The 24424-nt window shown below is 49.7% G+C and carries 26 protein-coding genes; all 26 read right to left on the reverse strand.

Annotation, left to right across the window (positions count from 1 at the left end; all coding sequences use genetic code 11):
* Positions 1-125: 125 nt before the first annotated feature.
* On the reverse strand, positions 126-560 hold the full coding sequence (locus tag AC1XDK_RS20535) for a hypothetical protein (protein ID WP_483351840.1): 435 nt from the start codon (positions 558-560) through the stop codon (positions 126-128).
* A 7-nt stretch (positions 561-567) separates the two neighbouring features.
* Positions 568-1818: a hypothetical protein gene (locus tag AC1XDK_RS20540; protein ID WP_483351841.1), complete on the reverse strand. Its 1251-nt coding sequence runs from the start codon at positions 1816-1818 to the stop codon at positions 568-570.
* Between the two features lie 122 nt (positions 1819-1940).
* Positions 1941-2768 (reverse strand): hypothetical protein, encoded by an 828-nt coding sequence (locus AC1XDK_RS20545; RefSeq protein WP_483351842.1) that lies wholly within the window; start codon positions 2766-2768, stop codon positions 1941-1943.
* A gap of 10 nt (positions 2769-2778) precedes the next feature.
* Positions 2779-3939, reverse strand: a complete 1161-nt coding sequence (locus AC1XDK_RS20550; protein ID WP_483351843.1) for a hypothetical protein — start codon at positions 3937-3939, stop codon at positions 2779-2781.
* 23 nt (positions 3940-3962) lie between these two features.
* Positions 3963-4622, reverse strand: coding sequence for a hypothetical protein (locus AC1XDK_RS20555; RefSeq protein WP_483351844.1), 660 nt, complete (start codon positions 4620-4622; stop codon positions 3963-3965).
* A 36-nt stretch (positions 4623-4658) separates the two neighbouring features.
* A complete protein-coding gene (locus AC1XDK_RS20560; protein WP_483351845.1) occupies positions 4659-5732 on the reverse strand; it encodes a hypothetical protein in 1074 nt (357 codons plus the stop codon).
* A 53-nt stretch (positions 5733-5785) separates the two neighbouring features.
* A complete protein-coding gene (locus AC1XDK_RS20565; RefSeq protein ID WP_483351846.1) occupies positions 5786-8134 on the reverse strand; it encodes a hypothetical protein in 2349 nt (782 codons plus the stop codon).
* Positions 8135-8150: 16 nt separating this feature from the next.
* Positions 8151-9467 carry a baseplate J/gp47 family protein gene (locus AC1XDK_RS20570; RefSeq protein WP_483351847.1) on the reverse strand — a complete coding sequence of 439 codons (1317 nt, stop codon included), beginning with the start codon at positions 9465-9467 and terminating at the stop codon, positions 8151-8153.
* 37 nt (positions 9468-9504) lie between these two features.
* Positions 9505-9921: a contractile injection system sheath initiator gene (locus tag AC1XDK_RS20575; RefSeq protein WP_483351848.1), complete on the reverse strand. Its 417-nt coding sequence runs from the start codon at positions 9919-9921 to the stop codon at positions 9505-9507.
* A 6-nt stretch (positions 9922-9927) separates the two neighbouring features.
* On the reverse strand, positions 9928-10866 hold the full coding sequence (locus AC1XDK_RS20580) for a Gp138 family membrane-puncturing spike protein (protein WP_483351849.1): 939 nt from the start codon (positions 10864-10866) through the stop codon (positions 9928-9930).
* 27 nt (positions 10867-10893) lie between these two features.
* The gene (locus AC1XDK_RS20585; RefSeq protein ID WP_483351850.1) at positions 10894-11823 is read right to left on the reverse strand and encodes a hypothetical protein; all 930 of its coding nucleotides are present in this window, start codon (positions 11821-11823) and stop codon (positions 10894-10896) included.
* Between the two features lie 9 nt (positions 11824-11832).
* Positions 11833-12201 carry a phage baseplate plug family protein gene (locus AC1XDK_RS20590; RefSeq protein ID WP_483351851.1) on the reverse strand — a complete coding sequence of 123 codons (369 nt, stop codon included), beginning with the start codon at positions 12199-12201 and terminating at the stop codon, positions 11833-11835.
* Between the two features lie 9 nt (positions 12202-12210).
* The gene (locus tag AC1XDK_RS20595; protein WP_483351852.1) at positions 12211-12834 is read right to left on the reverse strand and encodes a hypothetical protein; all 624 of its coding nucleotides are present in this window, start codon (positions 12832-12834) and stop codon (positions 12211-12213) included.
* A gap of 11 nt (positions 12835-12845) precedes the next feature.
* Positions 12846-15956, reverse strand: a complete 3111-nt coding sequence (locus AC1XDK_RS20600; protein ID WP_483351853.1) for a phage tail tape measure protein — start codon at positions 15954-15956, stop codon at positions 12846-12848.
* A gap of 171 nt (positions 15957-16127) precedes the next feature.
* On the reverse strand, positions 16128-16640 hold the full coding sequence (locus tag AC1XDK_RS20605) for a hypothetical protein (RefSeq protein ID WP_483351854.1): 513 nt from the start codon (positions 16638-16640) through the stop codon (positions 16128-16130).
* Positions 16641-16670: 30 nt separating this feature from the next.
* Positions 16671-16943, reverse strand: a complete 273-nt coding sequence (locus AC1XDK_RS20610; protein ID WP_483351855.1) for a hypothetical protein — start codon at positions 16941-16943, stop codon at positions 16671-16673.
* 257 nt (positions 16944-17200) lie between these two features.
* Positions 17201-17953: a hypothetical protein gene (locus AC1XDK_RS20615; RefSeq protein WP_483351856.1), complete on the reverse strand. Its 753-nt coding sequence runs from the start codon at positions 17951-17953 to the stop codon at positions 17201-17203.
* Positions 17954-18148: 195 nt separating this feature from the next.
* Positions 18149-18556 (reverse strand): hypothetical protein, encoded by a 408-nt coding sequence (locus AC1XDK_RS20620; RefSeq protein ID WP_483351857.1) that lies wholly within the window; start codon positions 18554-18556, stop codon positions 18149-18151.
* Positions 18557-18579: 23 nt separating this feature from the next.
* Entirely contained in the window at positions 18580-19941 is a 1362-nt protein-coding gene (locus AC1XDK_RS20625) for a hypothetical protein (protein WP_483351858.1), read from the reverse strand.
* Positions 19942-20019: 78 nt separating this feature from the next.
* On the reverse strand, positions 20020-20271 hold the full coding sequence (locus AC1XDK_RS20630) for a hypothetical protein (RefSeq protein ID WP_483351859.1): 252 nt from the start codon (positions 20269-20271) through the stop codon (positions 20020-20022).
* Between the two features lie 383 nt (positions 20272-20654).
* On the reverse strand, positions 20655-21059 hold the full coding sequence (locus AC1XDK_RS20635) for a hypothetical protein (protein ID WP_483351860.1): 405 nt from the start codon (positions 21057-21059) through the stop codon (positions 20655-20657).
* A gap of 6 nt (positions 21060-21065) precedes the next feature.
* Complete coding sequence (locus AC1XDK_RS20640; RefSeq protein WP_483351861.1) at positions 21066-21542, reverse strand: phage virion morphogenesis family protein; 477 nt, start codon at positions 21540-21542, stop codon at positions 21066-21068.
* A gap of 338 nt (positions 21543-21880) precedes the next feature.
* Positions 21881-22306 carry a hypothetical protein gene (locus AC1XDK_RS20645; RefSeq protein WP_483351862.1) on the reverse strand — a complete coding sequence of 142 codons (426 nt, stop codon included), beginning with the start codon at positions 22304-22306 and terminating at the stop codon, positions 21881-21883.
* A 15-nt stretch (positions 22307-22321) separates the two neighbouring features.
* A complete protein-coding gene (locus AC1XDK_RS20650) occupies positions 22322-22759 on the reverse strand; it encodes a hypothetical protein (RefSeq protein ID WP_483351863.1) in 438 nt (145 codons plus the stop codon).
* 62 nt (positions 22760-22821) lie between these two features.
* Positions 22822-23859, reverse strand: a complete 1038-nt coding sequence (locus AC1XDK_RS20655; RefSeq protein ID WP_483351864.1) for a major capsid protein — start codon at positions 23857-23859, stop codon at positions 22822-22824.
* Between the two features lie 54 nt (positions 23860-23913).
* Positions 23914-24231 carry a hypothetical protein gene (locus AC1XDK_RS20660; RefSeq protein WP_483351865.1) on the reverse strand — a complete coding sequence of 106 codons (318 nt, stop codon included), beginning with the start codon at positions 24229-24231 and terminating at the stop codon, positions 23914-23916.
* Positions 24232-24424 lie beyond the last annotated feature (193 nt).

Genomic DNA, 24424 nt, shown 5'->3' on the forward strand with positions numbered 1-24424 from the left:
CAAAAATAGTTAGAAGCTCGTCGATTGTAGACAATCGGTCTTCTGGCGATATGTCTTCGCAGTATCCAGGCCCCTATCTGAATGGGAGATCACCATTTGATAGGGATAGGATATCTTGTCGAGCCTTACTTTCGATGTTTCTTTGCGACACGGATCGCTTCTGGTCCGAGTGCGACTGCTGCAAACGCATAGAGCCACGTTTGTACGCCATTCCACGCTTCAGGCGATACTTTGACCTGAGGGAGAACATACGCCATAATAATCGCGCCGACGATTAGGAGCGAGACCAGCTCTTTTGCTTGCTGCCAATCGTCGAATGAGAGTCGTTTCTTTGTTTCCATCACATTAGTTTCGCTGTTTTCATTCATTGTAGAAGGTGCCTCTGGTTCATCGGAAGAGACAGAGGAGGTGTCGCTTTTAGATTGATCAGAAGTAGACGATTCACTTTCCTCAACTAGAGTCTGTGATGAGTCCAGACTCAAATTACCGTCCGAGATTGAATCTTCATCCGTTGTTTCTGAGTCGCTATCGCTACTCCAGAAGGTATTATTATTTCCCATCTTTTAATCACCGGCTGACATTCCCACGTCGGAATTCGCACCAATCATCGACTTTTGTGGTTCCGCAGTTGCGGAAGTTCAACGCCATTCCGTACACGTCAAAGTTCGATCTCTTTACTTCGACTTTGTCGGCATTTTCGAAATGGATCCCGCGTCGTTTATCGCCGCTCGTTGTATATTCGATATTCTTGAGAAGGACATTATCCCTCTTGATCCGCGAGGTGAAGTAATCATTGCCGCCGTCTTTCTTCCCATCAGGATCATCATTCGTATCATTGACGATCAAGCCATCAATGATGAATTTTCCTCCATCGAAGTGAGCATTGATTATATCTCCGTTGCCCTCGTTGTCTACCTTGATGTTCCTGAAGCGCTCTGTGATGTTCCCCTTACTATCACGAATCAATTTGTTTTGGCCAGATTTGCGCTTGATGTAGATATCCTCGAAGAGCCCACCTCCCTGTGCCCACAATGCACAGGCACCATTGAAGGGCATCTGATCCATATCGAGGAGGACCTTCGATCCCCTGCAGGTGTCTCCATCATCGATGCGGAAACTATTGAGACCGTTATTTCGAGCTATGCAATTCTCAAGATGGACATTTCCTCCGGTAGAATGTCGGTAGACATAATATCCATTATTTGGAAATTCAGAGACATACGAATTCTTGATCCGGAGAAGGCCGCTATGATGATTCCTGACGATATTGAGTCCAATATATTCGTCCATGAGCTCTTCCCGATGCTGGTATTGACCTCCAAAAGGCATGTCCAATCGGTTGATCTCTCCACGTCCCGTTTCACGCGTTACTCCAAATATCGTGGAGCTGAGTGGGAATTTACCAGCACTTCGTTTCCCAAACACACGGACGTTTTTTATGTCCATCCCATACCGAGCGAGTGCCCAGATTGGAGGCTGGCCAACTCCGTCTTTCCGGATGTCGAAATTTATCCCCTCAAATTTGAGGTGGTTGCCGGGTTCTTTGTTTCCACTAGAATCATATCCGAAATTGAATATCGGATTATCCCACTTATCCTCCACTAGGAATGTCGGCTTCCCCTTGCCGATGAATTCCAAACTTTCTCCCCAATCATACGCTTTGAAGGGTTTGCTGAGGCGGTACGTGCCCGGATGGAAGACATATCTGGTCTGGTCGCTATCCTCATGCTCATTGAGATATTTGTCGATTGGTTCATGTCCAGAGGTATCTGCACCTTTAGCTCGGACATCTACAATATTTACTTTGTCAGTAGACATAATTGTTGAATAAGAGAATGGTCTAAAATCGATGCGTCAAAAGAATCTTCTGAAGGGGGTGGTAGTTTTCCAAAGAGAACCATATGAATATATTCCATGGACGAACTATCCAGTTCGTCTGGTCACGGGAGACGCTGGATCGTATCTATATGATGATGGTCTTTCGTAGAAGTGTAAATGGCAATATTATGATTGTCTGAATAATCGTGGGTGACCGGAGCAGTCACGTAGCTTTGTTTTAACGATGTCCCCTCTCCTGTATCGGTCTTGACCTCAAACCTGTCATCAGACCTCCCTTTGACTCTGGTCCGCAACCATTCACCGTGATCGTAGCTGAAGATGTCGTCTCCTGTCGAATCTCCATTTGGAGGGTCTACATAGCGGGAGCCACCACTATACCGCTCTTCGAATTCCATATGCACTTTCCCATCTGGAGTTGTATCATAAGTGGGAGAGAGCGCATACGCTTCGTCGAAGTTATTTCCGGGTGTGTTGATACACCAGGACACTTCGAATTGGTAATGAGTTGATATCGGCTTCCACCAAAACATCCATTCCCCTTCTTTCGGTGGTGTATGTGGTAAGTCGACAGAACGCATGAACCCAGCGGGGCCATCGACACCATCTAGATCAAGACCATATTCACCATCATGTGCAGCAGCTCTCGTAGCATTTGCATAGATCGGATTATCTTGATCATAGATGACCCAGCCATCGACATTACCGTCGTTGAAGCTGTCGATTATCTTTCGGATTGAAGTAGAGGATTCCCATCTCGTCCCGGTATCATCCTCGACAACAAACGATGGGCGGTCTCCTTCGCCCATCGGAACCATCTTCATGAATCCTCTCGTTCCGTCGTCCGATTCGGCCACGAAATACGGAGGGGAGACATCAGATTTCTCAAAAAGAGGTATCTGGAAATCCCCCCAGTAACCAACAACAGTCATGTTATGGATCTCAGTTCTTCACGAAATAACAGGCACCAGGTCCGATTTGTCCTGGATCACTACTATACACGGGTGTCTGAACTGCCCGTGAATTGGAACAATCGATAGTTTTCGATTCAGTATCTGCTCTCAGCAATTCTTCTTCAGTCTCCTCGATTTCGAGATTGAGTGAGTTGGGCCCAGTACGGTAGACGATATCTATACCTTTATTGTCGGGTAGCTCAGGTCCACGTCCAAACGTGATTCGATGGGGACCATTACTCTCACCAATTTGGAGTGTTCGAATGAATCCCCCCATGAGAATGTCGCCATCTACACGGCCTCCAGAATTGTGTAGCCAGACATCCTCAACAGATTCTGCAGGGATTTGTCCTTCACTAGAATCCCAAAGAGTTTGATCCTCTGTCGTGAGATCACCAGCACCAATGTCTAGGGATCCACCAACGACGGAGATCCCATTGCGTGCCTCTATTTCGGTATTGAATGCCGGGAACGAGGACCATTCGTTTTTGATTGGTGCGAGCTCAAATCGGGTTTTTCCATACTGATCTTCGAGACGGAAGCCAGCGTCCTCGTAGAGCGTATATTCCCCTCCAAGAGTGTCGATACTGATTTGGGTAGGTTCGATATTCGGTCCATTTGATTCGACATCGATGAAATGAGATTCATCAGTGATCTCAAAATCTATTGATGTGAAGAATGAAAGTGTCGTCGAGGAATTGGATCCAAGTGTGATCGATTCTATGTCAAAGTCGATCAGCTCTCCCGACGTATCTCCGCCCCGGTATAGAGATACAGTCACATCTTCCGAACGTTCTGACGTTGCAGTGTTCAGGACCGTGACGGAAACTTCCGTTAGTATGTCGATTTCTTCGGATCCAGAGAAGATGAAGGAATCTGGAGATGACGTCTTTTGAAGCGTCTTTGATGGATTGTAACCGACAGAAAGACCATCTAAATTGAGTGGATCACCACTACCAGCTTCGTGTTGGTCTGAATGAGAACCGATAGACTGGCTCAAATTCTTGATGTCAGTGGTGATCGCCCACATGAAGTAATTATCATACTCTGCTATCGGTCGGAGACCGCCCCCATATACTTCATCGCCTTCTTGGGGTTTGATACCTGTATCTGACCAGACATAGCTCTCGCGGTCGATTAGTTCTGCCATAGAGATTGTAAAAAGGTGTGTTTTTACTGGCTATTCGTTCCGTCTACGACCTGGTATTGGTCGTCTTCCAAGGGATCTTTTTCAGAGTCTTCTTGGAAGAGTTTCTCCATCCGAGACATCGTCTGTTGGACGTCCTGGGCAGCCAGCTTCGTCACTTCTTGTAGGTGAGCGAGTTTCTGATACGTTTGCTGATCGTTTTCCAGCTGGGTTTGCTGATTCTCTTTGCGCTCTTTGACCTTCTCGAGGAGGTCAGGTATCTCTCCGGGGAGAACTTGTGAAGAGATTCCGAAACCCCAGTTCCGGAGAACCGTGCGCTCTTCGTCTTCGTCCTGAATCGATTCGAGGTGCTCGATCAGATCATCTGATTGGTCAACGCCTACTTGGAGGCTATCTACGCGCTGTTCAACCTGGTTCAGCTGTTGGTTGATATTGTTATATTTTCCACGTAGCGTCTGATAGGCATTCCTCGCACATTCCGTATCAGACTCGCCCTCTGCTTCCCGGATGTGGCGGCGGGCTTCATCTTCCGCTTCTTCTTTGATTTGCTCCTCGTCTAGATTCGCCGAAGCCCCGTTTTGTTCTTCGTCAACCTCGGAGACGGATTCAGGAGCGTCCGAGAGATCTACTGTTGGCATCTCACTATTCGATTCAGCTTTCGGTTGCGTCTTAGATTGTTCAGTCATGAATTGAGCTCGCTAGTTAGATTTACTTTACCGAGATCAGATGAGGGTCCGATATTTGCCACCGACTCCAACTGGATTTCCATCGTCGCCCAACGTATCATAGCCTTTCTCTGGAACCGTGTTTCCATTCATAAACTCGGACTCAGTTCGGTGTTCGAAGCTACCTTGGGACGTCGCGACCATTCTGACCCCCGCCGCTTTGATTTCAGCGATGAATTCTCGGTAATCACTTACCGAAACCCCGGCCCGGTTTAATAAGTCGTCGGGAACAGACAACGTGAACCGAGCCGGTTCCGTGCTAAAGTCCTCGGAAACCTTTATCTGACCTTCGTCAGCGTCCAGTAAGATTGCACTAGTTTGTTTGATGTCTTCGATCGTTCCCGAGCTGATCAACCGACGCATACTCACCTTGAGCCGAGGGCGATAGTGCTCATCAGTCTCGTCAGTTCGTCGTGGAGTCTGTACGAATTTTCCGATCTTGTCTAATTCCTTACCGACTGCAGTATCTACAAACGAAGCGAACAGAGCGTCATTGCGAGCCTGAATGAAATCATCAAACTCACTAGCAAGAGTTTCGATAAGACCACGCCAAAGAGATATTTGCCCTTCACGTGTCTTCCCGGTGTTCCATACCGGCTTCATATGGTCTTCTAACCGTTCTGCTGGTGTGTCTGGGCCTTCCGGAGTTATTGTCTCCAGAACATCATCGTAGACGTCTTCCCATTCTGGATCTTCTCGTCTGGGGATTCCAGGGCCGTCATTATCTCCGTCTTCATCTCCATCACCGCCATCGCCCCAACCACCATCTCCATCATCTCCATCATCCCCACCGCCGATATCTCCGAGATTTTGACCACCACCAAGGCGCTGTTTCCCAAGATAGTTCGTTCCCAATATCCCGGTGCTTTTCGGTTCTGGTGGTATGATTTGACCACCAGCACCTAGGATTGAGTGACCTAGTAGATCTTCACCAAGGAGATCATCTTGAGGGTCTGACCCACCATCCGATTTCAAGAGATCTGGTAAGGTGCTTCGATGAAACTCAACGTCAGAATCTACATCTGATTGGGTTGATGGTGAATCATCTGTGTCGTCTGAGTTTTCAGTCATTGTGAGTTATTAGAAGATCCTTATCGCAGTCTCTACAATTGGCTGGAGGTGGTTCACGTGATATTCCCACTTTGTGTGAATTGAGAACCCGTGTTACTGATCGAGAGACTGGCTGCAGAAACATTGTTGTCGCGGATTGCTCCGTTCCCACCGTCCCATCTCATTTCACCACTCTCGATTGTGTTTCTCGTGAACCAACCCATCGTGTTGTTGTTTGCAACAGATACATCATCGACTGCAAATGTACATTCTCGGATATTGGTGGCACCTATGCCGTCAATATAGATCCCTCTCTGATTATTCCCATTCCCGTAGTCGGTTTCATAGCGCGTGTGTTTTAGCGTGATTGTTGCGTCATTGTTATCTCGAACACGAGCAGTGAATCCAGATCCACCGTCCTTATAGATATCACAATTGTCGAATACAAGATCCCCACTATGGTGGACGTTATCGAAGATATCACCAGATCCACTATCTTCGATCTGGCAGTCACGGAGGACTGTCTTGTATCCGGCAGTGCGAGAGTGTTGTATGAGCTTATTCGTCCCGCTCTCTCTGATTATTCTACAGTTTTCTACGACAACATCGCCGTGTTCGCCCCAGATAGCAGCACAGCCAGGTTTGCTTGAGTAATCGACGTTGTCTGCATCAATTTTTATGTAGCAGTTGTTTGCTTCATGTCCCTCTCCTAGTCGAATAGACGTGAGCCCGTTATCGATTGCAGTACACTGGTTAAGGATTACCTTTCCAGGATGTGCTTTTAGGTAGAACGCGTTGTTTATCCAGCCTTTCAGGGAGCAATTCTCATAGATGCACAGACCATTATTTATCCCACCACCACTGGCAATTCCAATGAATTCACCAGTTTGAGAGACAGAATCACTGGAGAGGTTATCGACTTCTTCACCCCCATAATTCGCCTCAAAATTGCGGACAACACACTTCCCATCTTCATCCTCTACGCCGAAGATGTGCGTAGAGATATTCCCGCCATCACCGTCGATATATGGTTGTGCACTTCGTTCCCCAATGGTACGGACGTTTTCGACAAGACCATACTCTCTGGTATGGAAGTAGATCGGTCGGCAGGAGACACCTCGCCCTTGAGAATCCGTCCCCGAGATATCGATGTCGATATTTTTGAGAACAGTATGTCTCCCTGGTGAACTGCCACCGTAATTGAACCCGAGGAACGGATTGTTCAGTGACTCCCCTACTTTAAACGTCGCATTGGGTTGGCCAATGATTTCTAAGGAATCATAGTCATTCCAGTCGTGAGATTGATTGAAGAGGTATACCCCACTCGGGAAAATCAACCGGGTATTGTTGTCGATTACACTATCAAGAAGATCATCACATGCTGTGGCACCAGTGTTGTCGGCCCCCTCGTCGATCATGTTGACGACATTGACAGTGGTTCCTGTTTGTCCAGACCCGCCTGATACAGAATCGACCCTCGTATCGACATAGCTTTTCGTAGCTGCTTCGTTCGAGTTTGTGGGTGTCGTCGAGATAGTCACCCGATCTGTCTCAATAGCCGACGGTTTGATCGTTTGACCAGCGTGGGTATGATCATTCAGAGCGTATTTTGCTCCATCGGCGGTTGTTAGAATTCGGTTTAATGCTCCTGCCTGGCTAACAACAAGATCGTAATCGTTCTCACCATATCGTTTAATAGCGAAAATGTCGTCGTTGACGTCACTATCATACTCGATCCAATGAGTTCCCGAATCATTGAATCCAGAGACAGCAGTCCTTTCAGCACCTAATGTGAGCGAACCAGAGAACGACCACTCACCAGAGACAGTTTCTGAAGATTCGGTATTCCCATATGCATTAAGGTCAGAGAGGCGAACAGCGTCTGAATCTGAATTTGGTTGTGAAGTAACCTTTATAGAATCTGCAGCCAAGCTGTTGAATTGCGCGTCGGGAAAACGATTGACCGAGTCACGTACCGTATTGTTCGCCAGATCAACCTCCCCAATTTTCAGAGATGGATTGATCGGCTGAGATTCTGTATCCCGTACCGAGAACGTGATGCTATTCGAGACGGCAGGATCAATGACAAGATAGATGTAATTGACAACACCCGGTGAGAGCGGTTGTGAAAGTGCACCATCACGTTGAGCAACATAGGACACACCATTCAGTGTTTTTGCTGGCGGTCCCCCCTCATCAGTGTGAGATACTGTTTGCGCTGCAGGGGCAGAGATGTATGCAACACCTTGTGAGATATCGACAGTGTCGTCATCAAAATCGGGTGTTAGTGAGTACCCAGTGAGGATGTAGTCTGTGTCATTTGGGGAATGAGCTAACTGTGCGAAATTTGCTGCGTCGTTCCAATCACGATTGCCAGAATCGACGCCGGTACCGGAATCTTGAGGAAAGAGACTAGAACTCATAGTTTGAAGATATTCTTTAGTTAGATTGGTTTACTGTGATACGTATTTTAGAGGCGTCTGTGACCCCGAGCTCCGTCTTGTCGAGATACATATCAGACGTCCGTTGGAGTGATTCAGATTGTCCGATTGTGACATCTGACCGGTTTACTCCTTCTACGTTCATCGAAGCAGCAAACACCTGGTCATAGATGATGTCGTTCCCAAGGCGACGACCGACAACGGAATCACCATTGGTTGTCGTCCCTCCGACATAATTGATGATGCGATCTTTTACCTGAGTCACACCATCTGCCGGGAAGGTGTCCAAAACATCCAAAGTGACATCAACATACACAGAAACGGAATCTCCACGGTCGAAGTACTCTTTGTACTCATCTCCGTCATCCGTCGTCCCGATTCCAAATTCATCTCCGTATGCTTGTATTCCTGCACTACGAGTATCAAGAATCGATTGTGCGATTTCATCGTCGTCGCCACCGATCGCTGTCACTCGGAAGCTCTTTTGAGGGAGACCACCCGATGAACGGTTATCGTTCATCGATGTATTCTCTTCAATCGCTGCCGTTGTGACCCCTTCTACGTTTGCTACATTAGCCCGAATTGCGAGTAGGGACGCACGACCACCAAGAGCGAGGGAATTGCGATAGCGCTCTTTGAGTTGATGATCGTTTTCACGATCACGGCCCAGCTGGAAATCATAATCCGTTCCGTCCTCCCGAACACCACTTGCACCAGTGGGTAGCGGATTGGTTACGGTTGGGACGCCAGCAATCCGGTCAACCATCTCGTTGATAGTTCCAGATCCGACATTGGTTTTCTCGCCCAGGTATTCTTTATCGACATCGGTCTCCCAGGGCTCGAGGGCTCGGATTGGGACATTAGTGACTGCAGACTCACCAGCAAGAAGAGTAGCAGATTCAGTCGTCCGAAATGGGATTGATGGCGAGGATTCTGTTGCACTAGTTGTAACGATGACTCCCTTTGGGATTGTTATATCCTCAGCGTTCTCCGATGGAGTCATGAACGTGACTTCACCAGTCGCGCCTCGGCGAGGTATCCTTGAGACACCAACAAGAGAGAGTATTCGGTCAATCTGGACGCCGACAGCGTCCGGGAAATAACTTGCATAGTAGGTCCCTTCAAGAGACTCCCAGAGATCTGCAAGTTCGATGGTTGCAATGTCGATGAGCTGACGTGGTGGCGAACCGGGTGCCAAATCAACTCGATCTCCAAATTTCGCTTCTGCGACTGTGAGGAGGCTCTCCTGGATATCTTCGATATATTTCCGACTAAAAGAGCCGTCTTCTTGAATTCCAAATTCAGTATCAGGCATAGATTTTCAAAAGTGTTAGAATAGGTGCAGAGGTTGTCTACCTGCCATTAACGGGGGCGAAGTCAATCGAAACAGTGTCACTCGAAATGAGTGTGAGTGTGATTTCGACATCGACATCTCGTGACCCTGATTCCCGTTCGATTGAGATATCATCGATAGTCAGGACTCGAGGGTCTGCATCTGGACCGATTGCATCGCGGATTGCTCCCTTTAGATCGTAATCGCTCGTTCCTACTGCACGGAAATAATCAAGGCCGTATTCGGGCCGGAATGGATCGGATCCTTTTGGAGTTAGAAGGCAGATTTTTAGATCCTGAACGACAGCGCCTTTCCCGTTGACCTCAATAAACTGTTTGAGGTCATTTGTGGCTATATCTGCCGTTGGGTCCAACCCGAATGTATATCCGAAGCGCTCAGTCTCTTCACTATCTTGTGGAAATTCATCTATAGGCATTGGAGATCACAGAGAAGCGACTATGACGGGGGTCTCAGATGCACCCATTATCTTTAGCGCACCTTCCTCCAAATTGATCCAAGTATATCCTATCGGGATCTTCTCCAATGGGAATGGGATATCCTCTGGTTTAGGATCCTTCTCGTAGCGCTCAAATACAAAATGACGAGTCTCGTGGAACCCGTGACTGACGGGTCCACGATAGTTGACCGTTGTTGGGTTGATGAATTCCGTCTCAGCCTTATCCATCGGGTCAATGATCGGAGCAACTGGCTCTTCAGTCAACTCCCTATTCTCGTCGACGCGCATTGCGTCAGGTTTCCCGATTTCAATCGTTCCATCGATAGAAGAGCCAGGGACGAGAAGTTCACTCGGATAGACTTCTTCACGTTCTTCGATTATCTCTTTTTCGCGTTCGTTCTTGAATTCCTCTTCCGGTTCTCCTTGGAAATGAACCCCCTTTTTGTCAAGACGAATCGTTGCTGTCTCTTCAGAATGATTCAGGAGAGTCGTTCCATCTGGCTTGATCCGAATGACGCTTCCACTTTCGTGTGCGAAAACATACTCACCGGGTTCATGCTCAGGGATCGTATCCGAATCATACCAAACCTGAGGGAAGAAAATGGCGTCCTGTATACTGTGTTGGCGTTGTTTTTCTATTTCTTGGAACCCACGCTCGGCGAGGAGATCATCGATTGGATCTTTTAGGACCAATAACAATCCTTCATCGCCCTTCTCGATTGGATATACAACACCATAACCATCTCCCGCGTATGGAGACGCTATTGGTACATTGTCTGGGATGGACTTTTTACTATCCTTGAGCGCTACTTCACATCGGCGGTTTTCGACATCAACTGACTGTATAATACCGAGATGGCACGTATAGACCCCGCGAAGTTCTTCGCGGATATATGATCGAATCTCATGAGGTATATCTGTCATAGGTAAGAATTGTGGTGTGGATGTTCTCTATCGGAGAGTTGGTCCCGAGCGTCCTCCAGACGCACCTGGTGGGGTTTTGCCAGGATAGTAGACAGCATATGTGGCTCCAGTTGGTGCCAACTTTCCTTCGACGATATGGTCCCCTCCCACAGTGTCTGATTTGAAAGTGAGATCAATCACCTTGAACGCACCAGACACATCGTCGGTATCTACCTGAACAACCGAACCTTTCGACAAGGTTGGCTCACAAAGCGCTTTAAATGTGTACCGAGGTCCACTTTTACTATCATCTTCTTTTTCAGCAGCTTGGTTGATGGAGATGAGAGTATTCTCATAGGCGAGGGTGACTACCTCGACATTAGGGGTGTTTTTCTTCTGAAAGTAGAACTTTCCACCATTTGCACGATACTCCCACTTTGTCCCAGTAGCCTTCTGAGCTTCATTCACCAATTGTTGGAGCCAGTGGGAAACTGGACGGTCGTCCCGTATCACATAATTTTTCGATTTCCCGCCAGGGATTGTTTTACCAACAGATTCCACTTTTCCTTCCGAGAGATTAATTCTCCGGGCGATATCGAGGGCGATCTCATTAGGCTGAAGATCATGCCATGTGTGTTCGAGGCGGGCGCTCAGTTGTGCTTTGGATTTGTCGACACCTTCGAGAATGTACTTGGTGTCTGCACGCTTTGATTTGGTGCGTTTTCCCGTTAGCTTTCCGTAACACACCACCGACTTAGGTCCATTTAGCCACCCCAATGTAATCCGAACCGGATCCTTCTTGCGAATAGAATTCCACGTGTCCTCGTTCAGATTCCATATCGTCGCATCGAATTTGAGACCATCTTTTTCAGAGTTTCGTACATTGATCTCCATGTCCATGCTTTCTTTCGACCCGTCGGCGACCGCCGATACGCTTCCAACTTCTATTTTCCGATATTGCTGCCAAACTTCTGTCATAGGAGTGAACTAGATCTCATCGATCTCTTCGCCATCTTCCTGCCAGCCAGGGCTATCTGGGCCAGCGAAAATAGCAAGAGAAACCCCATCTCCAAGATTTTCCGGTGTGATTTTTTCTGCACGGCCAGACGGGTTAATGAATGTCGCAAGTAAGTAGTCCCGATACCGATATGGGTACACAAGTTGAGCTGGTGATCGAGGGAACATTTTGCCGTATCCCACATGCCTCATTTCGAAGATCCAGTGGCCAATGGCATTGTTCCAATCAAATAAAACACGCAATCGTTCTCCAGGCCAAGCTTCCGAGGTCGGGACCTCTACATCAATAGGCCTTGCGTCTTTTGCCTTCTCTTCCGGGATTGGTATTATCTCTACCATTGGATCCGATCACCCATTGTTTCCGCCGTTATTCCCATTGTTACCACCGTTATTCGAATTCTTGTTCTTCCCCCCGCCACCGAATGGTTCAGAAGCCCAATCCATGACCTTCTGAACCCATCCTTTGCTCTTCTTTTGTGGAGAGCTCGATGTTGCTTTGTCCTGTGCAACACTCACATTCGATCCACTCCCACCACCAGATTTGCCGGATTTAGGTCCGGTCGAAGCAACAATATGGAGATTCGACGTTCCGGTTGAAGCCTGTTGAATCTCTCGAACAGAAACTGTAATATCGTGGGCACCATTCCGGCTCCCAGTCTCATGCTCTTTGAGATCCAGGAGTTTTGCTGCAGAAATCCGGGTAGTTCGAACAGACACCGAAAACGGTTCCTTTCGTTTCCGAAGGCCTTTCAGCTGTTGGAGCGTGTTTGAATTGACCCACGCTTTGAACGTCGCTTCTACGGGTTCTGGAGCAACTCGTGTCGCATATTTGTATCCTTTCTCGGTGCGTTTCTCCGGAGACTGTATCCCACCAGTATTCTTCTCGTCATAGACTCCAGGAACAGACACCGGGCCGATCTGGTTCTGTGTACCACCGCCTCCAACTATCTCTACCGGCTTTCCTTTTGGCATAGAATTTCCTCTTAGAAATAATCATCGCGGCCCTGATGGAGCGCTCGCTCCACAGTACTAAGCAGGCCATTGTCGTCCGATGGAGCACTATTCGCCTGTCGTGCTGCTTCTCTGGGATCCGAAACACCCTCGAACTTATTGTTCACCTCTTGTTTGACAGTCAAGCTTCGATTCGTTGTCCCACCACGTCCACCGCCAACAGCAGCCGGCGATGAAACCAATGGAGCAAGTCCTTTTGGACCCATCGCAGGTTGCAAAGTTTTCAGTAGTGACGATGATAGTCCTCCGCCTGTTAGATCACCAACCACATTTCCAACGGATCCTAACGAAGGGACATCAGGAGAGAGAAGATTCAGAGCAACATCCACCGATTTGGGTAAGATGTCTTTTGCACTTCGAACCCCCTTCGCTATCGTTTCGATCAATGCTTGTCCTCGAGATGTCAGGTCCGAGAGCGGCCCCTTCTCTGCATTGGACGAAGGAAGGAACGGGAGAACCCCTGCCAGTGCATTATCGATCGCCATTGCAAGGCGATTATCCGTTGAAGCGATACCGTTCACAATCCCATCGATGAGACTGGTAGCGAAGTCCGCACCCATATTATAGGCGTCTTCACCTAATCCAATCCCTGCAGTAATCGGGAACGCTGCAAGCGAGGCTGCTGTCCCGATTCCATCCATAATACCTCCTTTGAGATCTTGTCCCCACTGCTGGCCCAAGGAACCCATATCGGAGACTCCAAAAAGAAGCGCGAGTGGTGCCGGGAGTAAGAGACTGTTCGCTAATGAGGATCCGAGTCCAGACAGTGTTTCTTTTGGCGCATTCTCAAGTTTCACGAAGAATTCTCGAATCCAATCTCCGATCCCCTCTAAAGTCTCTTGAGTGCCCGAAACTGCCGAGTCAACCATCTGGGCCCCATCGTTAATGAGCGAAGCTCCAAATTGGTAAGCTTCTCCCATCTCCCGAGCCGTCTGACCGATTTCATATCCAAGAAGCGCTGCAGCAACGTTCATGAAGGAATCGAGACTGCCAGTGAAGTCGTTCCAACCAGATTGTGCCATATCCAGCGCTTCCGAGAGCCCCCACACAATTCCCAGAATCGGGAATAGAGCACCGATTACTAGTTTCCCAGTCGTGTTTAGTGAATCAAACCAGCCGACAAGTCCACCAACCATATCCATTAGGCCACCAACCGCCCACGAAACCGTCGCAAAGAATGCTGCAATACCGAGTTTCCCTAGAAGAACAAATCCTTCTCCGAGAAGTTTTACACCATCGAGTAGCCACCCGAGCGTCCATGTAATGCCGTTCAGAACACTTTCGAATTCATCAGCGACCCCTATCCAGTCAAGTAGCCCGGTTTTCCAGGCAATGAAGGCTGCCGAAACTCCGAGAACAATCCATCCAATGGGACCGAGGGCAGTCAGGAACCCCCACAACGCACCCGTTGCAGTCCCTATCGCCCCTGCAAGAGTCGTGACAGCACCGGAAAGAGTCCATGAAGATGCCGCAGAGAGTAATTGAGCAGTTCGAGAGACACGAAGCTGTGTGATGATTGTACTCAGAGAAGCAGTCATCAGGAAGTGTGCTGTCGCTAAGGCGTTTGTTGAGGCCGTGAGTACCCACTGTGCTGCAGCGTAACCGTACGTACTAGACGCTGCAGTACCAGTCGTTGCACTCACCCACCACATTTCTGCAGCCATCGCACCGACAAGCATTGTCGCCGTTGCGAGCACCCCAAAGAGGCCCATGAGTGCATAGCCAAATGCACGGGCGGTGGACTCGTTCTTATTCATCGCATCAGCAAAGTCGGTGAGTATATCAAGCGCACCAGACACCGGCCCACGGAACGATTGATACGCCGTGTAGGCAAACGATGAGATGGAGCCACGCAAGTATTCGACCTTGCCTGCCACGGTGTCCATTTTTGCACTTGCCAGTTCTGAAGCAGTTGTAGCGCTATTAAGTCCAGCTACAAGCTGATCTACTGATGCTCCATCGTCGATGATGTCTCCTGCAAGAATTTCAGCGGTTCGTTGATCGACTTGCAGTGAGCCTTTGATCTCGGTCGTCAATTCCGACCGAGACATGTTCTCGGACATATTGACGAACTGCTCCATGAGATCGCGCTGGTTCATCTTCGGAGTGATAGTAAAGCTGATTTGCTTATTCCGGGTTTCCAGTGCTTTCTCATTCAGCTCGTCAAGCGATTCGATTGCGCCCTTGATGTTCGAAGCGGCAATTTGGGAGAGCTTCTTGTCGAGTTTATCGACGTTATTGACCAAGGGTGCCACAGCCCGTGCCCCACGAGCCCTGAAGATAGAGGTGAGAGCCTTCATTTTCTCTGCATTTGAGAGGCCTTGAACAGAGTTGTGGAGAGTCCGTATAATCTCATTGAGGTTCTTGAAGTCCCCTTCTCTATCGACGAAGTCCTGCATCGACAATCCGAGTTTGTCGAGTGCTTCTTTAGCTTGCTTAGACGGGTCTGCAAGACGAGCGAACATCTGCTGCAGACCGGTTCCGGCCTTACTTGCACGCAGACCGACGTCACCCAAAAGACCTATCGCACTTGTCGTATCTGTAACGCTTTGGCCTGCAAGATTCGCTGCGGATGCAGCATATTCAAGCGACTTTGTGATCTCCGAAATCGTGACAGCACTGGACGCGAATGTTGCTGCAAGAGAATTTGCCACCGTGGTTGCTTGAGTTGCCTCCATCCGGAATGCGTTGAGGGTGGAAGTCGTTGCACGAGCAGCCTCGGCCATTTGGAGCCCGCCAGTAACTGCAAGACGGGTTGCCGCGTTTGCTGCCGCAATTGCCTCTTCGGCCTCAAGTCCCGCATAGGTCATCTCACGAAATGCGTTCGAAACGTCCAGCATTGTGACTGGAAGCTGAGCTCCCAACTCCTGGGCTTTCGAACGGATCATGTCCATCTGGTGAGCCGTCGCACCAGACGTCGCTTGCACCTCAGCGAGACGCTTATCGACACGGCCGCTGGCCGCGGCGATTGAGACCATCGCAATGCCCACGGCCCCGGTTGCTTTTGCGAGAATCTCAAAGCCGGATTTGAGACCCTTGAGTCGCTTACGAAGTTGTTTTGATTCTTTATCAGCACGTTTCATCGAATCCGCAGCAGCATCAGTCGCGGATTCTGCCTCTCCTGCGGCCTTGACAGCCCCAGAGGCGTCGCCATGGATGTCTATGAATAATCGACGAATCGCTTTCGACATTAGATATCAGATGATAGAGAAATGAGTGTAGAAGTGCGAGACGCGTGATAAACAGCAGATCAGTTATTGACCACTGACCGCCGCTTCTCGCTGTTGCTCTTGAGATTCTTTAGCTTCCTGCTCTTTCTGGTTCATGACTTCTTCCAAGGCGTCCCCCATCTCAGCCTCGTCAATGAAGTCATCTGCACCCCACCAGTCGAGACAGGCATGGGCAAGTTGGCCACGTTCTTTCGCGGTGAACTTCTCTTCCCACATCTCCTCGGTAATGTCGGGTTTCGTGACGATGGTGCTGACCGACCGCCAGTAGAGCTCTTGTGCGTTGACTGTTGGCGATGTCAGCTCTGCTACCTCTTGGTCTGTTTTGGGTTCTTCGAGCTTGAAGTACACACCACCGAATTCAAAGTAACCTTCGCGGTGTTCGCCCAGTTCCCACACTTCCTCTTGGTTCTCAAAGTCTATCCCCTCGACTGCAGATTCGTCAAGTTGCGTCGGTCTTCCGACTTCTTCTGAGCTATCGACCGTATTCTCTGCCGTGATTACGTCTTGCTTGTCTTCGGAGTCAGTGTTGTCACTCATAGTTTGATTGTAGTATGAAAATATCTCGTGTCAGTTGTCGCGGCGATCTTTGAGGTCGTTTATCGCTTCTTTGCGTGTTTTTCCGTAGCCGTACTGACGGGACAAGTAGTCTGTTGCCACCCATCCATCGAATTCTTCATCGATATCATGGAGTGGGTCATCGCGGTCGAGCGACGTGATCGTCCCTTCACTCCGTGCTTCTGCGATCTCATGTCGTACCTTTGGATCTAGTGATGAGCTTTGGGTTGTTTGTCGGCTGATCTTTTCGGTTACGATTGCTCTATTTATATCGTCTTGATTCATTGCTGAGAAACCTCATTAGTTGTTAACGTTTGCTACGTTGGAGTACTGCTGGAGTGCGGGATGGGTATCATCACTGTGTCCCGGACGACTTCGTCCAGACCGTGCAAGAGCCCCATCTCCTTCTCGTTGTTTATCCATCAATTCGCGTTCGTGTTCTGAATGCGCCGCGAGAGCGTTAGCATACAACTCCTTTTTTTGCCACGACCACATCGCAACTTCTTCCAAAGGAATTTTGAATTCCTTTGCGATCATGGTCGTTAGGAGTCCTGCTGGAGATTCTGCCCACCCTCTGGCGCGGCGGTAAAATCCTCAGCATTAAGATACTGAGCAGCCACGCTCCCCACCGTGAATTTCTCGGTGGGAGTCATACCATGATTCCATCGCTCATCAGTAATTTCCGGAGAATCGATCGCAATTTGAGCGTATACTTTCAGCCGATCAAGCTGAGATGGCTCGTCTTCGTCTTCTTCGCCTTCTTGGGCATGTCCTCGAATCCCGTTTATAATGTCATCTTCATTTTCGGGTTCGGACATGATGACTTTCATCCCTTTATACGTGAACGAGACGGTCTCTTTCTTCTGTCCCCAGGTCCACTCTTGATCATCATCCGATAGACCTTCAAGATCTAGATCTTCTGAAGTCGCTTCTGGGACCTGGAGATCATCAGCTGGTGATTTTTCGGTGGGTTCCGATGTCTCTTCTGTGGATGAAGATTCCGATTGGGAACTATCTGAATCATCTGTTGGTTCGAATGGCGTGTCCGTTTCAACGATAGTTCCCTCTTCTTTACCTTCTTCCATCGCTGCCAGCACATTCGGATCAACGTCATCGTCGGTATGTTCTCGGTAATCCTCGGGAGGACCGAGATCCAGATCGACCGTTGTGGAATCGCTGGAGACTTGCTCTACTTTTTCTTTCTGTTGCTGTTGCTGTTGCTGTTCTTGTGTTTCCGAGCCCAGGTTTGCAGAGGGACTCAGTGTCGATTGTTGATTGGCATCAGGATGTGGCATAATTTTTGAACTTCCCCGACAAAATACGATAGACAACTAGATCACGCAGATAAAACCGCAAATAAAAGAGAAGAAACAACAAGACACAGTCGCAATGAAGGTGAGTTAACGAAATCGTCAGTAACCAACATACCAGCGCACCAGATGCCACTCAAGCAACGAAAATACCTTGCTGAGCGGCCTCTTGATCCAACATTAGGCTGATCCCACCCCCTCCCAATCAACTTCAACAGTTGGCATTCCGTTGATTTCGTGATCAGACCGATTGACACCAGTCAGCATGCAACCGATAAAGGTCAGCGAGCTCATTCCGTCTTGATCTGCAAGCTGGCCCGAAATCGACATTACCTGGTCGTTTTCGTAGATTGACCGAACCGCACCAATTGAAGGGGAAGTTGCCTTCATGATACACGTTCCAGAGATTTCTGGCACTGCTTTAACCCAGATGCGGTTGTTGTCAACTGTGGCTTGCGCTTCGTGGTCTTTTGTAGAGTCCCATCCGAAGGATTCGATGTCTTCGATACGATTGCCTCCGACGACAAAAGCTGCCGTACGGACGTCGTACTCTTTGATATCTTCAACAGGGTAGTAAGATTCTGGCATTGTTTAGAGAGAAAGGTCGTATATTACGCCACCGAGACGTTGAGACCAACGTCGAACTGGTGGGCGTTACTCGAGAGCGTTCCATCGATTGTAATCGGGCCGAAGATCCGATTCTGAATATTGTCATCAGAAAGATCGGAACGTTCGGGGACGTTGATGTTGAGCTCCAGGAACGGCTGCGAAGCCCCGACATACTGTGCAAGAGCATCCTTCAACGCATGCTCGATGAGAATCTTCCCAGCACTAGTGAATGGGATCTTGTCTTCCCGGATGTGCAGTGCGACGAGAGCACGCTCTGCTTCTTCGGCGATGAATTTCTCGGTTCTCCAGACGTCGAAGAATCGATAGTCCGAAGCTTCACCCGCGGTGGTCAACGAATTCGAGAGAACCGTCTTTCCATGTGCGGTGATTAAGACGTTAGTCTGCCCCGTGCCGTCGCTATTTCCACCCTCGAAGGTGTCAGGCTCCCCCGGCTCCCCAACAATTTCCTTTCGGAAATTGTCGATTGTGAGACCGGGATAATCCCCGCTGTAGTACATCGGGTCGTGGAACGGTTCATTGGTTGCACACTGTCCCAGAATGTACGCAGCAGCGTCATCAGGCGACTTACGAGCGAACCAGAGCAGGTTCCCCGCCTGGACGTAGTCCGAGATATCCTCATGCTCTATGCGAGCGGCTTCGTCGTCGGGGTAATTGTTGCTGTTTGGTCCACAAGCAATGACACCACACTTGTTTGCAGACGCCCACGTGACGAGCTCGTCGAGATCACCGATATACCGTTTGTCGACACCGGTATCGGCCATGATCGCAAGGTCCACCTCTTTTGCTTCGAGGGGGGCTTTGGCTTCAGTCCACAAGACGGTGTTATACGTGACTTGGATGCCTTCGCCAGACCCGGATGATGAATCGCCAGTTATGAGCTGGCCTGTTTCGTAATTGAACTTCGCTTCCCCCGAACCAGGAGATTCTTCATTTCCTGGAGGCGTCTCGGTGACGGGTGTGACAGACTGGGATGTTCCGTCGACCCGAACATCAACGCTGTAGCTACCAGCAACAGGTGCTTCGGAGACTTCCCCTGAAGATGAGGTCGACGTGTCGGAATTTCCGACGACTTCATCCGAGATCTTTTTCTCTTCGAGAACGATTACGATCCAGTCTTCGACACCCATTGCGTCGAGCACTTTACTCGACTCGTGGACATCGGATCCATCTCCATAATCAGTAGCAACTTTGTTCGGGTCAGAATACCATTCGGCCTGGTTGTAACCACCATCCGGTGCGTCGGTGGATCGGCCAATGACAGCTGCCGTATTATACGTCGGTTTCGCAATCGTCCCAGTAGTTGTAGAGACGTCTATATCTACGATATCGTTTGGACTAGGCATGTCTTAGAGAATTGAAAGAGTCTAAATACCCCGGATAACGGCCGAGGTGCCGTAGAACGTAACTCGCAAGTGCGGTTACTAATCGAACTGAACAGAAGCTTCGTAGTCGTTTGCCGAGGTTTTCTCTTCCCGTGTCGCAGAGGTGTACTTTATCTGTGCAGTAACCTCATATCGGCCAACCATCGAATCATCCACGAGATGACTCACATCCGATGGTCCGACAACCGAGGGGGTTGGTACCAGTATCGGGATCTCTCCTCTGTCACCCGATTCTGCAAGTTTGCTGTCTGGCAATTTATTGCGAAGGTACCACGCAACCTTCTGAGCCATCTCATCAGCACGGTCGGCAGAAGAAAGACCATCACTTACCCCCTTTGCCCCACAAACGATCGAAACGTCGTCTTCTAACCTCTGACCACGTATCACTTCTTGAGAGACATTTGGTTTGTCACTCGGTCGTGATCCTAATCGATCGTCGAAGGGTTGGTCTTGCGTCCGAAGACTCCCGCTTTGTTTCTTTGAGACAACGATCATCGGGTAATCGATCTCATGGTCTTCTTTCGCCCACCATTTCTCGAAGCTATATCGACGGGTCTGCCCATCGACATTGATATCAACCGACCCGGGAAGATGAGATAGAATTCGGTTTCGAGTTTGTCTCGGTAGCATTAGTTGATATAGTGATTATCGATATACAGACCAGCTGCTCGTTATCAGTCCACGATGACGTAATCAGAATCGTCACTAGAGTCCGTGTCAGGTTCTGTCGATCGTGAATCCTCGATTAGACCAAAGAGCGAAAACTCATCATCTGTATGGTTTATCTGTTGCTCAACAGTCCGGTACTTCGAATTCCGGAAGATGATTCGATCATCATTTTCAACACCATATGAAGGCCCGACGAACAGATACAGCTCTGCTGCATCTTCTTGGCCACTTGGAACTATCTCGAATTCCGCGACTGATTTCGGCCGCACAAGACCAACAATCTCTGTCGGGGTCCCGAATTGTGGAATCGCTCTCCCATCCCTATTTTCGACATCTTCGAGTGGAATGTGAGTGAGCGTGCTGGAAAAGTCAGGGTCTTCTATGACATCAGCAGTGAGTGAGGTCATCATATGAGGTTACAGAAGACGGTCCAGATAGCCACTAACACGTTCACGGAAGGTCTCTGGTGCGAATTCCTTTTCTGCCCAGATTCCAGCAGGAGTCAAAACCGGTCGAGGTGGTAAGCCCCTCTCCGGGACCCCACGTTCATGGGCTTCGAGCTTGGGATCGTTTGAACCAACCCGTACAACCATATCGCCGAGATTCACATCGTAACCAATTGATTTCCTCATATCGCCGCTTTCGATGAGGATTTCGCTACTCCCCTTTTTGCGAATGGTTTCCTCGGCAAGTGGTTTCCAACTTTGTCCCAGAGCGTCTTCGCCGTGTTCGAACCCTTGATCGATCTGCTCTGTAACACCTTTCCCGATGTCGTGTAATGCCTTCCGGGAACCTGTTCTGATCGCCGTTTTTGCTTCAGGGATGTGATTTTCATCTGTAACAGGCATGTGATCACCTAAAGCGAGTCCGATTTCGTTGGCGGCGATCTCCAAGCGTATAGAGGTCCGGGGACGTCTCTTGGGAGATCTCCTCCATTGAGTCGTCTCGATTGTCCCGAAGACTCTCTATCCACGATTGAATATCGTACGATGTGGAGAGATCCAGCGCGCCTTTGGATTTCTTGAACAGTGTTCGGTTCGTCGAAACAACACGATACGCTGCCCAGTCAATCACTGCAAACTTGAGATCACGTTGCGATACGCGACCAGACGCATAGGGTTCGACTTTTGACTCTGCCCGTGCGATAGCTTGTTCGATTGTCGCGTCCGAAACAACATCTTCCGAGATATTGTTGAGGGCAGTTCGGACTTCATCTACCGTGACCGATGATTCATAGACCATTGGTGACCCCTGCCTCATCTGGATCCTCGTATTTCTGAACGAGTTCACCATCGCCACGCTCAATCGCTTTCTCGACACGTCGAGACCACGGGACGATGATCGTCGAGCGACTATACCATCGGCCAGCGAAGTAGTTGCTATCCGGTTTTACCTTGGCGACTTCCGGAGATTCGTCATCGTCTTCGGATTGATCAAGGATTTCCCGTTTGGAAGTCATCTCATCGATGGTCGTTGGATCACGGTCACCGAGTCGATCCGCTAGTGGGCGGAGTACAGTGATTCTGTTTTTGTGATCTTTTTCGTAGTCGACGATCGTATGCAGCTGCTGGATACTCAGCGAATCTTCATTTGATTCGATCCAGCTGTTTACCTGATCCACATTCCGAGAATCATACTCTGGAATGAAGTTTACCATCGAATGAACCTCTTATTAATTCTCAGCGTCGTCGCGCATCTCGGAGAAATCCTCAAGGATCGTCGACCGGTCCTTGTGGTCTTCCTCGTACGTGATGACAGCTTCGAACTCCTCGTCAGAGAGATCCGTATCCTGGACCCAGGATTTAAATTCGCCCATGTTCCACTCTTCGTACTCATCCGGAACTACTTCATCCGGATCAGGAGCTTCGTCTTCAGAGGAGTCTTCGTCCGAGGTGTCCGACTCGTCACTCGTGTTTTCTTCCTCCTCCGATTTGTCGTCCGATGACGATTGTTCCGACTGGGCTTGGGCTGCCTTTTCAACGAGCGTGAGATTATCTTCGAATGCGCAGGCCGCATCCGGGGGAAGCTCGATCTGTTCTCCAGGTTCGTAGACTGTCTCGGCGGAATGAACCGGTCGATCCAGTACTTCGTAAAGTTGCTTGTCTGCCATGAATGGATGGCCGGAAATTCCGGTCAAAAGATCGCTAAATGGCGCTAAATGAACGATGTCGATTAGCTCAGGTTGGTCGCGTGAACGATACCACAGGAGCCGTCGTACATCGATTTGATACGTGGGGCAGCAAGTGCGAGGACCTTGAACTGGTGCTCCATGCCGCCGTGAGTGTTCCACTGGATGTTTTGCACACCACTTGGGTCACGAGCAACGTCGATGACTTCCGGGATAGGCTTGAAGAGCAAGGCCTGGCCGTCAGGCATTCGCGGAACGTACATCTCATTCTGGATCTCGCTGATGTCAGCGACACGGTCGGCGACCTGCTTGTCGCCAGCGTCTGCACCGGGTTTGTAGTCTTTACGGAACTGGCTGTTCTGCTCCGTTCCGTGGAGGAGCCAGTATCCTCGGCCACCAGCGTCGAAACCAGCCTGTTCCAGCTTGAGGATCATCTGGTTGAGGTCCGTGATGACGTTCGAGGTGTCGCTCCAGGTCGATCCCTGGTACTCAACACGGTTCTGATAGTTGAGAAGTCCGGGGAGATTGAGCATGTTGCCGTTGTTCTGGACCTGAAGGTCCGGGACACCGTAGAGGATGAGATCCTCGAGCGCGGCACCGACCTTGCGGGCGGCGATACGCGCCATCATCGTGTCCAGACCCGTACCCATGTTTCGGCTGGCGCGGAGTTCACGCTCGCCGATCCGGTAGTCTTTGTGGGTAAGCGGGATCGGGACACCTTGCTTGCCCATCGCGACGGTGTCTTCCTCGCTCCGAGTGCGGGGATCCATCGCGTATTCGGCGTCAGTCATGTCGCCCTGGACATGCCACGTGCTCTCGGTGTGAGCCATCGTGATGTCCTGGGTGAGACCAGCACCTTCGATCGCGTTATAGAGAACGAGCGAGTCTTGGAGTGCCGGGAAGACCGTACGGTCCAGTTGTTCCCATTCGCCGTCGAAGAGAGACGTGTCGTTCGCACGAATCGCACGCCGTTCGTCGGCAGAATTCGCGTCCATCTGGCTCCATGCCAGCGTCGTTCCGCCAACTTCGCCATTGTAAGTCTGCTGTGCGTCGCCAGGGTTGACTGCAGAGTTTCCACTCATTGTAGTAGAATTATGTATTATGTTTGAGAATTGAGATTAGAGAGCTATACTAGATTAGACGACCTCGACGCGGACACGCGTCCGCTCCGAAGCGCCCGAGTTATCGACAGTCTCGATTGCTTGCGCAACCACCGCGCCTGCCGAATCGTCAGGAGCCGTCCCGTCCTGGTCGATGGCCTGGAAGCCACCCGAACCATCCATCACGAGAGGCGTCCCGTCGGAGACGGACTCGCCTGCCGCGAGGAAGGCCCATGCTTGGTGGCCCTTGTCGAGAAGACCGTAGAGGACGTATTCGCCATCGGCGTATTCGTCGTGGAGGCCGTCTGGGTCGTCCGCGAGCATGCCACGGGCACGACGCTCGATGGCAAACATCGGGGTCGTAACGCCACCTTCCGTGGATTGCGACTGAACGTTGCCACCAGAGTATTCGACAACTTCACCAGGGCTAACCGTACCACTGGCCGGGCGTTCTTTGTATTCGACTTGGTCAGTACCGCGCAGAATAACCGTAGTAGGATCTTGCTTAGCCATTGTAGATCGTAAAGATTGATCTCATCGAGAGATC

It is taken from the genome of Haladaptatus sp. HS23, assembly GCF_056892285.1.

Excerpts from the sequence above, each read along its gene's own strand:
- AC1XDK_RS20535 (WP_483351840.1), bottom strand. The coding sequence starts at position 560 with ATGGGAAATAATAATACCTTCTGGAGTAGCGATAGCGACTCAGAAACA.
- AC1XDK_RS20540 (WP_483351841.1), bottom strand. The coding sequence starts at position 1,818 with ATGTCTACTGACAAAGTAAATATTGTAGATGTCCGAGCTAAAGGTGCA.
- AC1XDK_RS20545 (WP_483351842.1), bottom strand. The coding sequence starts at position 2,768 with ATGACTGTTGTTGGTTACTGGGGGGATTTCCAGATACCTCTTTTTGAG.
- AC1XDK_RS20550 (WP_483351843.1), bottom strand. The coding sequence starts at position 3,939 with ATGGCAGAACTAATCGACCGCGAGAGCTATGTCTGGTCAGATACAGGT.
- AC1XDK_RS20555 (WP_483351844.1), bottom strand. The coding sequence starts at position 4,622 with ATGACTGAACAATCTAAGACGCAACCGAAAGCTGAATCGAATAGTGAG.
- AC1XDK_RS20560 (WP_483351845.1), bottom strand. The coding sequence starts at position 5,732 with ATGACTGAAAACTCAGACGACACAGATGATTCACCATCAACCCAATCA.
- AC1XDK_RS20565 (WP_483351846.1), bottom strand. The coding sequence starts at position 8,134 with ATGAGTTCTAGTCTCTTTCCTCAAGATTCCGGTACCGGCGTCGATTCT.
- AC1XDK_RS20570 (WP_483351847.1), bottom strand. The coding sequence starts at position 9,467 with ATGCCTGATACTGAATTTGGAATTCAAGAAGACGGCTCTTTTAGTCGG.
- AC1XDK_RS20575 (WP_483351848.1), bottom strand. The coding sequence starts at position 9,921 with ATGCCTATAGATGAATTTCCACAAGATAGTGAAGAGACTGAGCGCTTC.
- AC1XDK_RS20580 (WP_483351849.1), bottom strand. The coding sequence starts at position 10,866 with ATGACAGATATACCTCATGAGATTCGATCATATATCCGCGAAGAACTT.
- AC1XDK_RS20585 (WP_483351850.1), bottom strand. The coding sequence starts at position 11,823 with ATGACAGAAGTTTGGCAGCAATATCGGAAAATAGAAGTTGGAAGCGTA.
- AC1XDK_RS20590 (WP_483351851.1), bottom strand. The coding sequence starts at position 12,201 with ATGGTAGAGATAATACCAATCCCGGAAGAGAAGGCAAAAGACGCAAGG.
- AC1XDK_RS20595 (WP_483351852.1), bottom strand. The coding sequence starts at position 12,834 with ATGCCAAAAGGAAAGCCGGTAGAGATAGTTGGAGGCGGTGGTACACAG.
- AC1XDK_RS20600 (WP_483351853.1), bottom strand. The coding sequence starts at position 15,956 with ATGAAACGTGCTGATAAAGAATCAAAACAACTTCGTAAGCGACTCAAG.
- AC1XDK_RS20605 (WP_483351854.1), bottom strand. The coding sequence starts at position 16,640 with ATGAGTGACAACACTGACTCCGAAGACAAGCAAGACGTAATCACGGCA.
- AC1XDK_RS20610 (WP_483351855.1), bottom strand. The coding sequence starts at position 16,943 with ATGAATCAAGACGATATAAATAGAGCAATCGTAACCGAAAAGATCAGC.
- AC1XDK_RS20615 (WP_483351856.1), bottom strand. The coding sequence starts at position 17,953 with ATGCCACATCCTGATGCCAATCAACAATCGACACTGAGTCCCTCTGCA.
- AC1XDK_RS20620 (WP_483351857.1), bottom strand. The coding sequence starts at position 18,556 with ATGCCAGAATCTTACTACCCTGTTGAAGATATCAAAGAGTACGACGTC.
- AC1XDK_RS20625 (WP_483351858.1), bottom strand. The coding sequence starts at position 19,941 with ATGCCTAGTCCAAACGATATCGTAGATATAGACGTCTCTACAACTACT.
- AC1XDK_RS20630 (WP_483351859.1), bottom strand. The coding sequence starts at position 20,271 with ATGGCTCAGAAGGTTGCGTGGTACCTTCGCAATAAATTGCCAGACAGC.
- AC1XDK_RS20635 (WP_483351860.1), bottom strand. The coding sequence starts at position 21,059 with ATGATGACCTCACTCACTGCTGATGTCATAGAAGACCCTGACTTTTCC.
- AC1XDK_RS20645 (WP_483351862.1), bottom strand. The coding sequence starts at position 22,306 with ATGGTAAACTTCATTCCAGAGTATGATTCTCGGAATGTGGATCAGGTA.
- AC1XDK_RS20650 (WP_483351863.1), bottom strand. The coding sequence starts at position 22,759 with ATGGCAGACAAGCAACTTTACGAAGTACTGGATCGACCGGTTCATTCC.
- AC1XDK_RS20655 (WP_483351864.1), bottom strand. The coding sequence starts at position 23,859 with ATGAGTGGAAACTCTGCAGTCAACCCTGGCGACGCACAGCAGACTTAC.
- AC1XDK_RS20660 (WP_483351865.1), bottom strand. The coding sequence starts at position 24,231 with ATGTTTGCCATCGAGCGTCGTGCCCGTGGCATGCTCGCGGACGACCCA.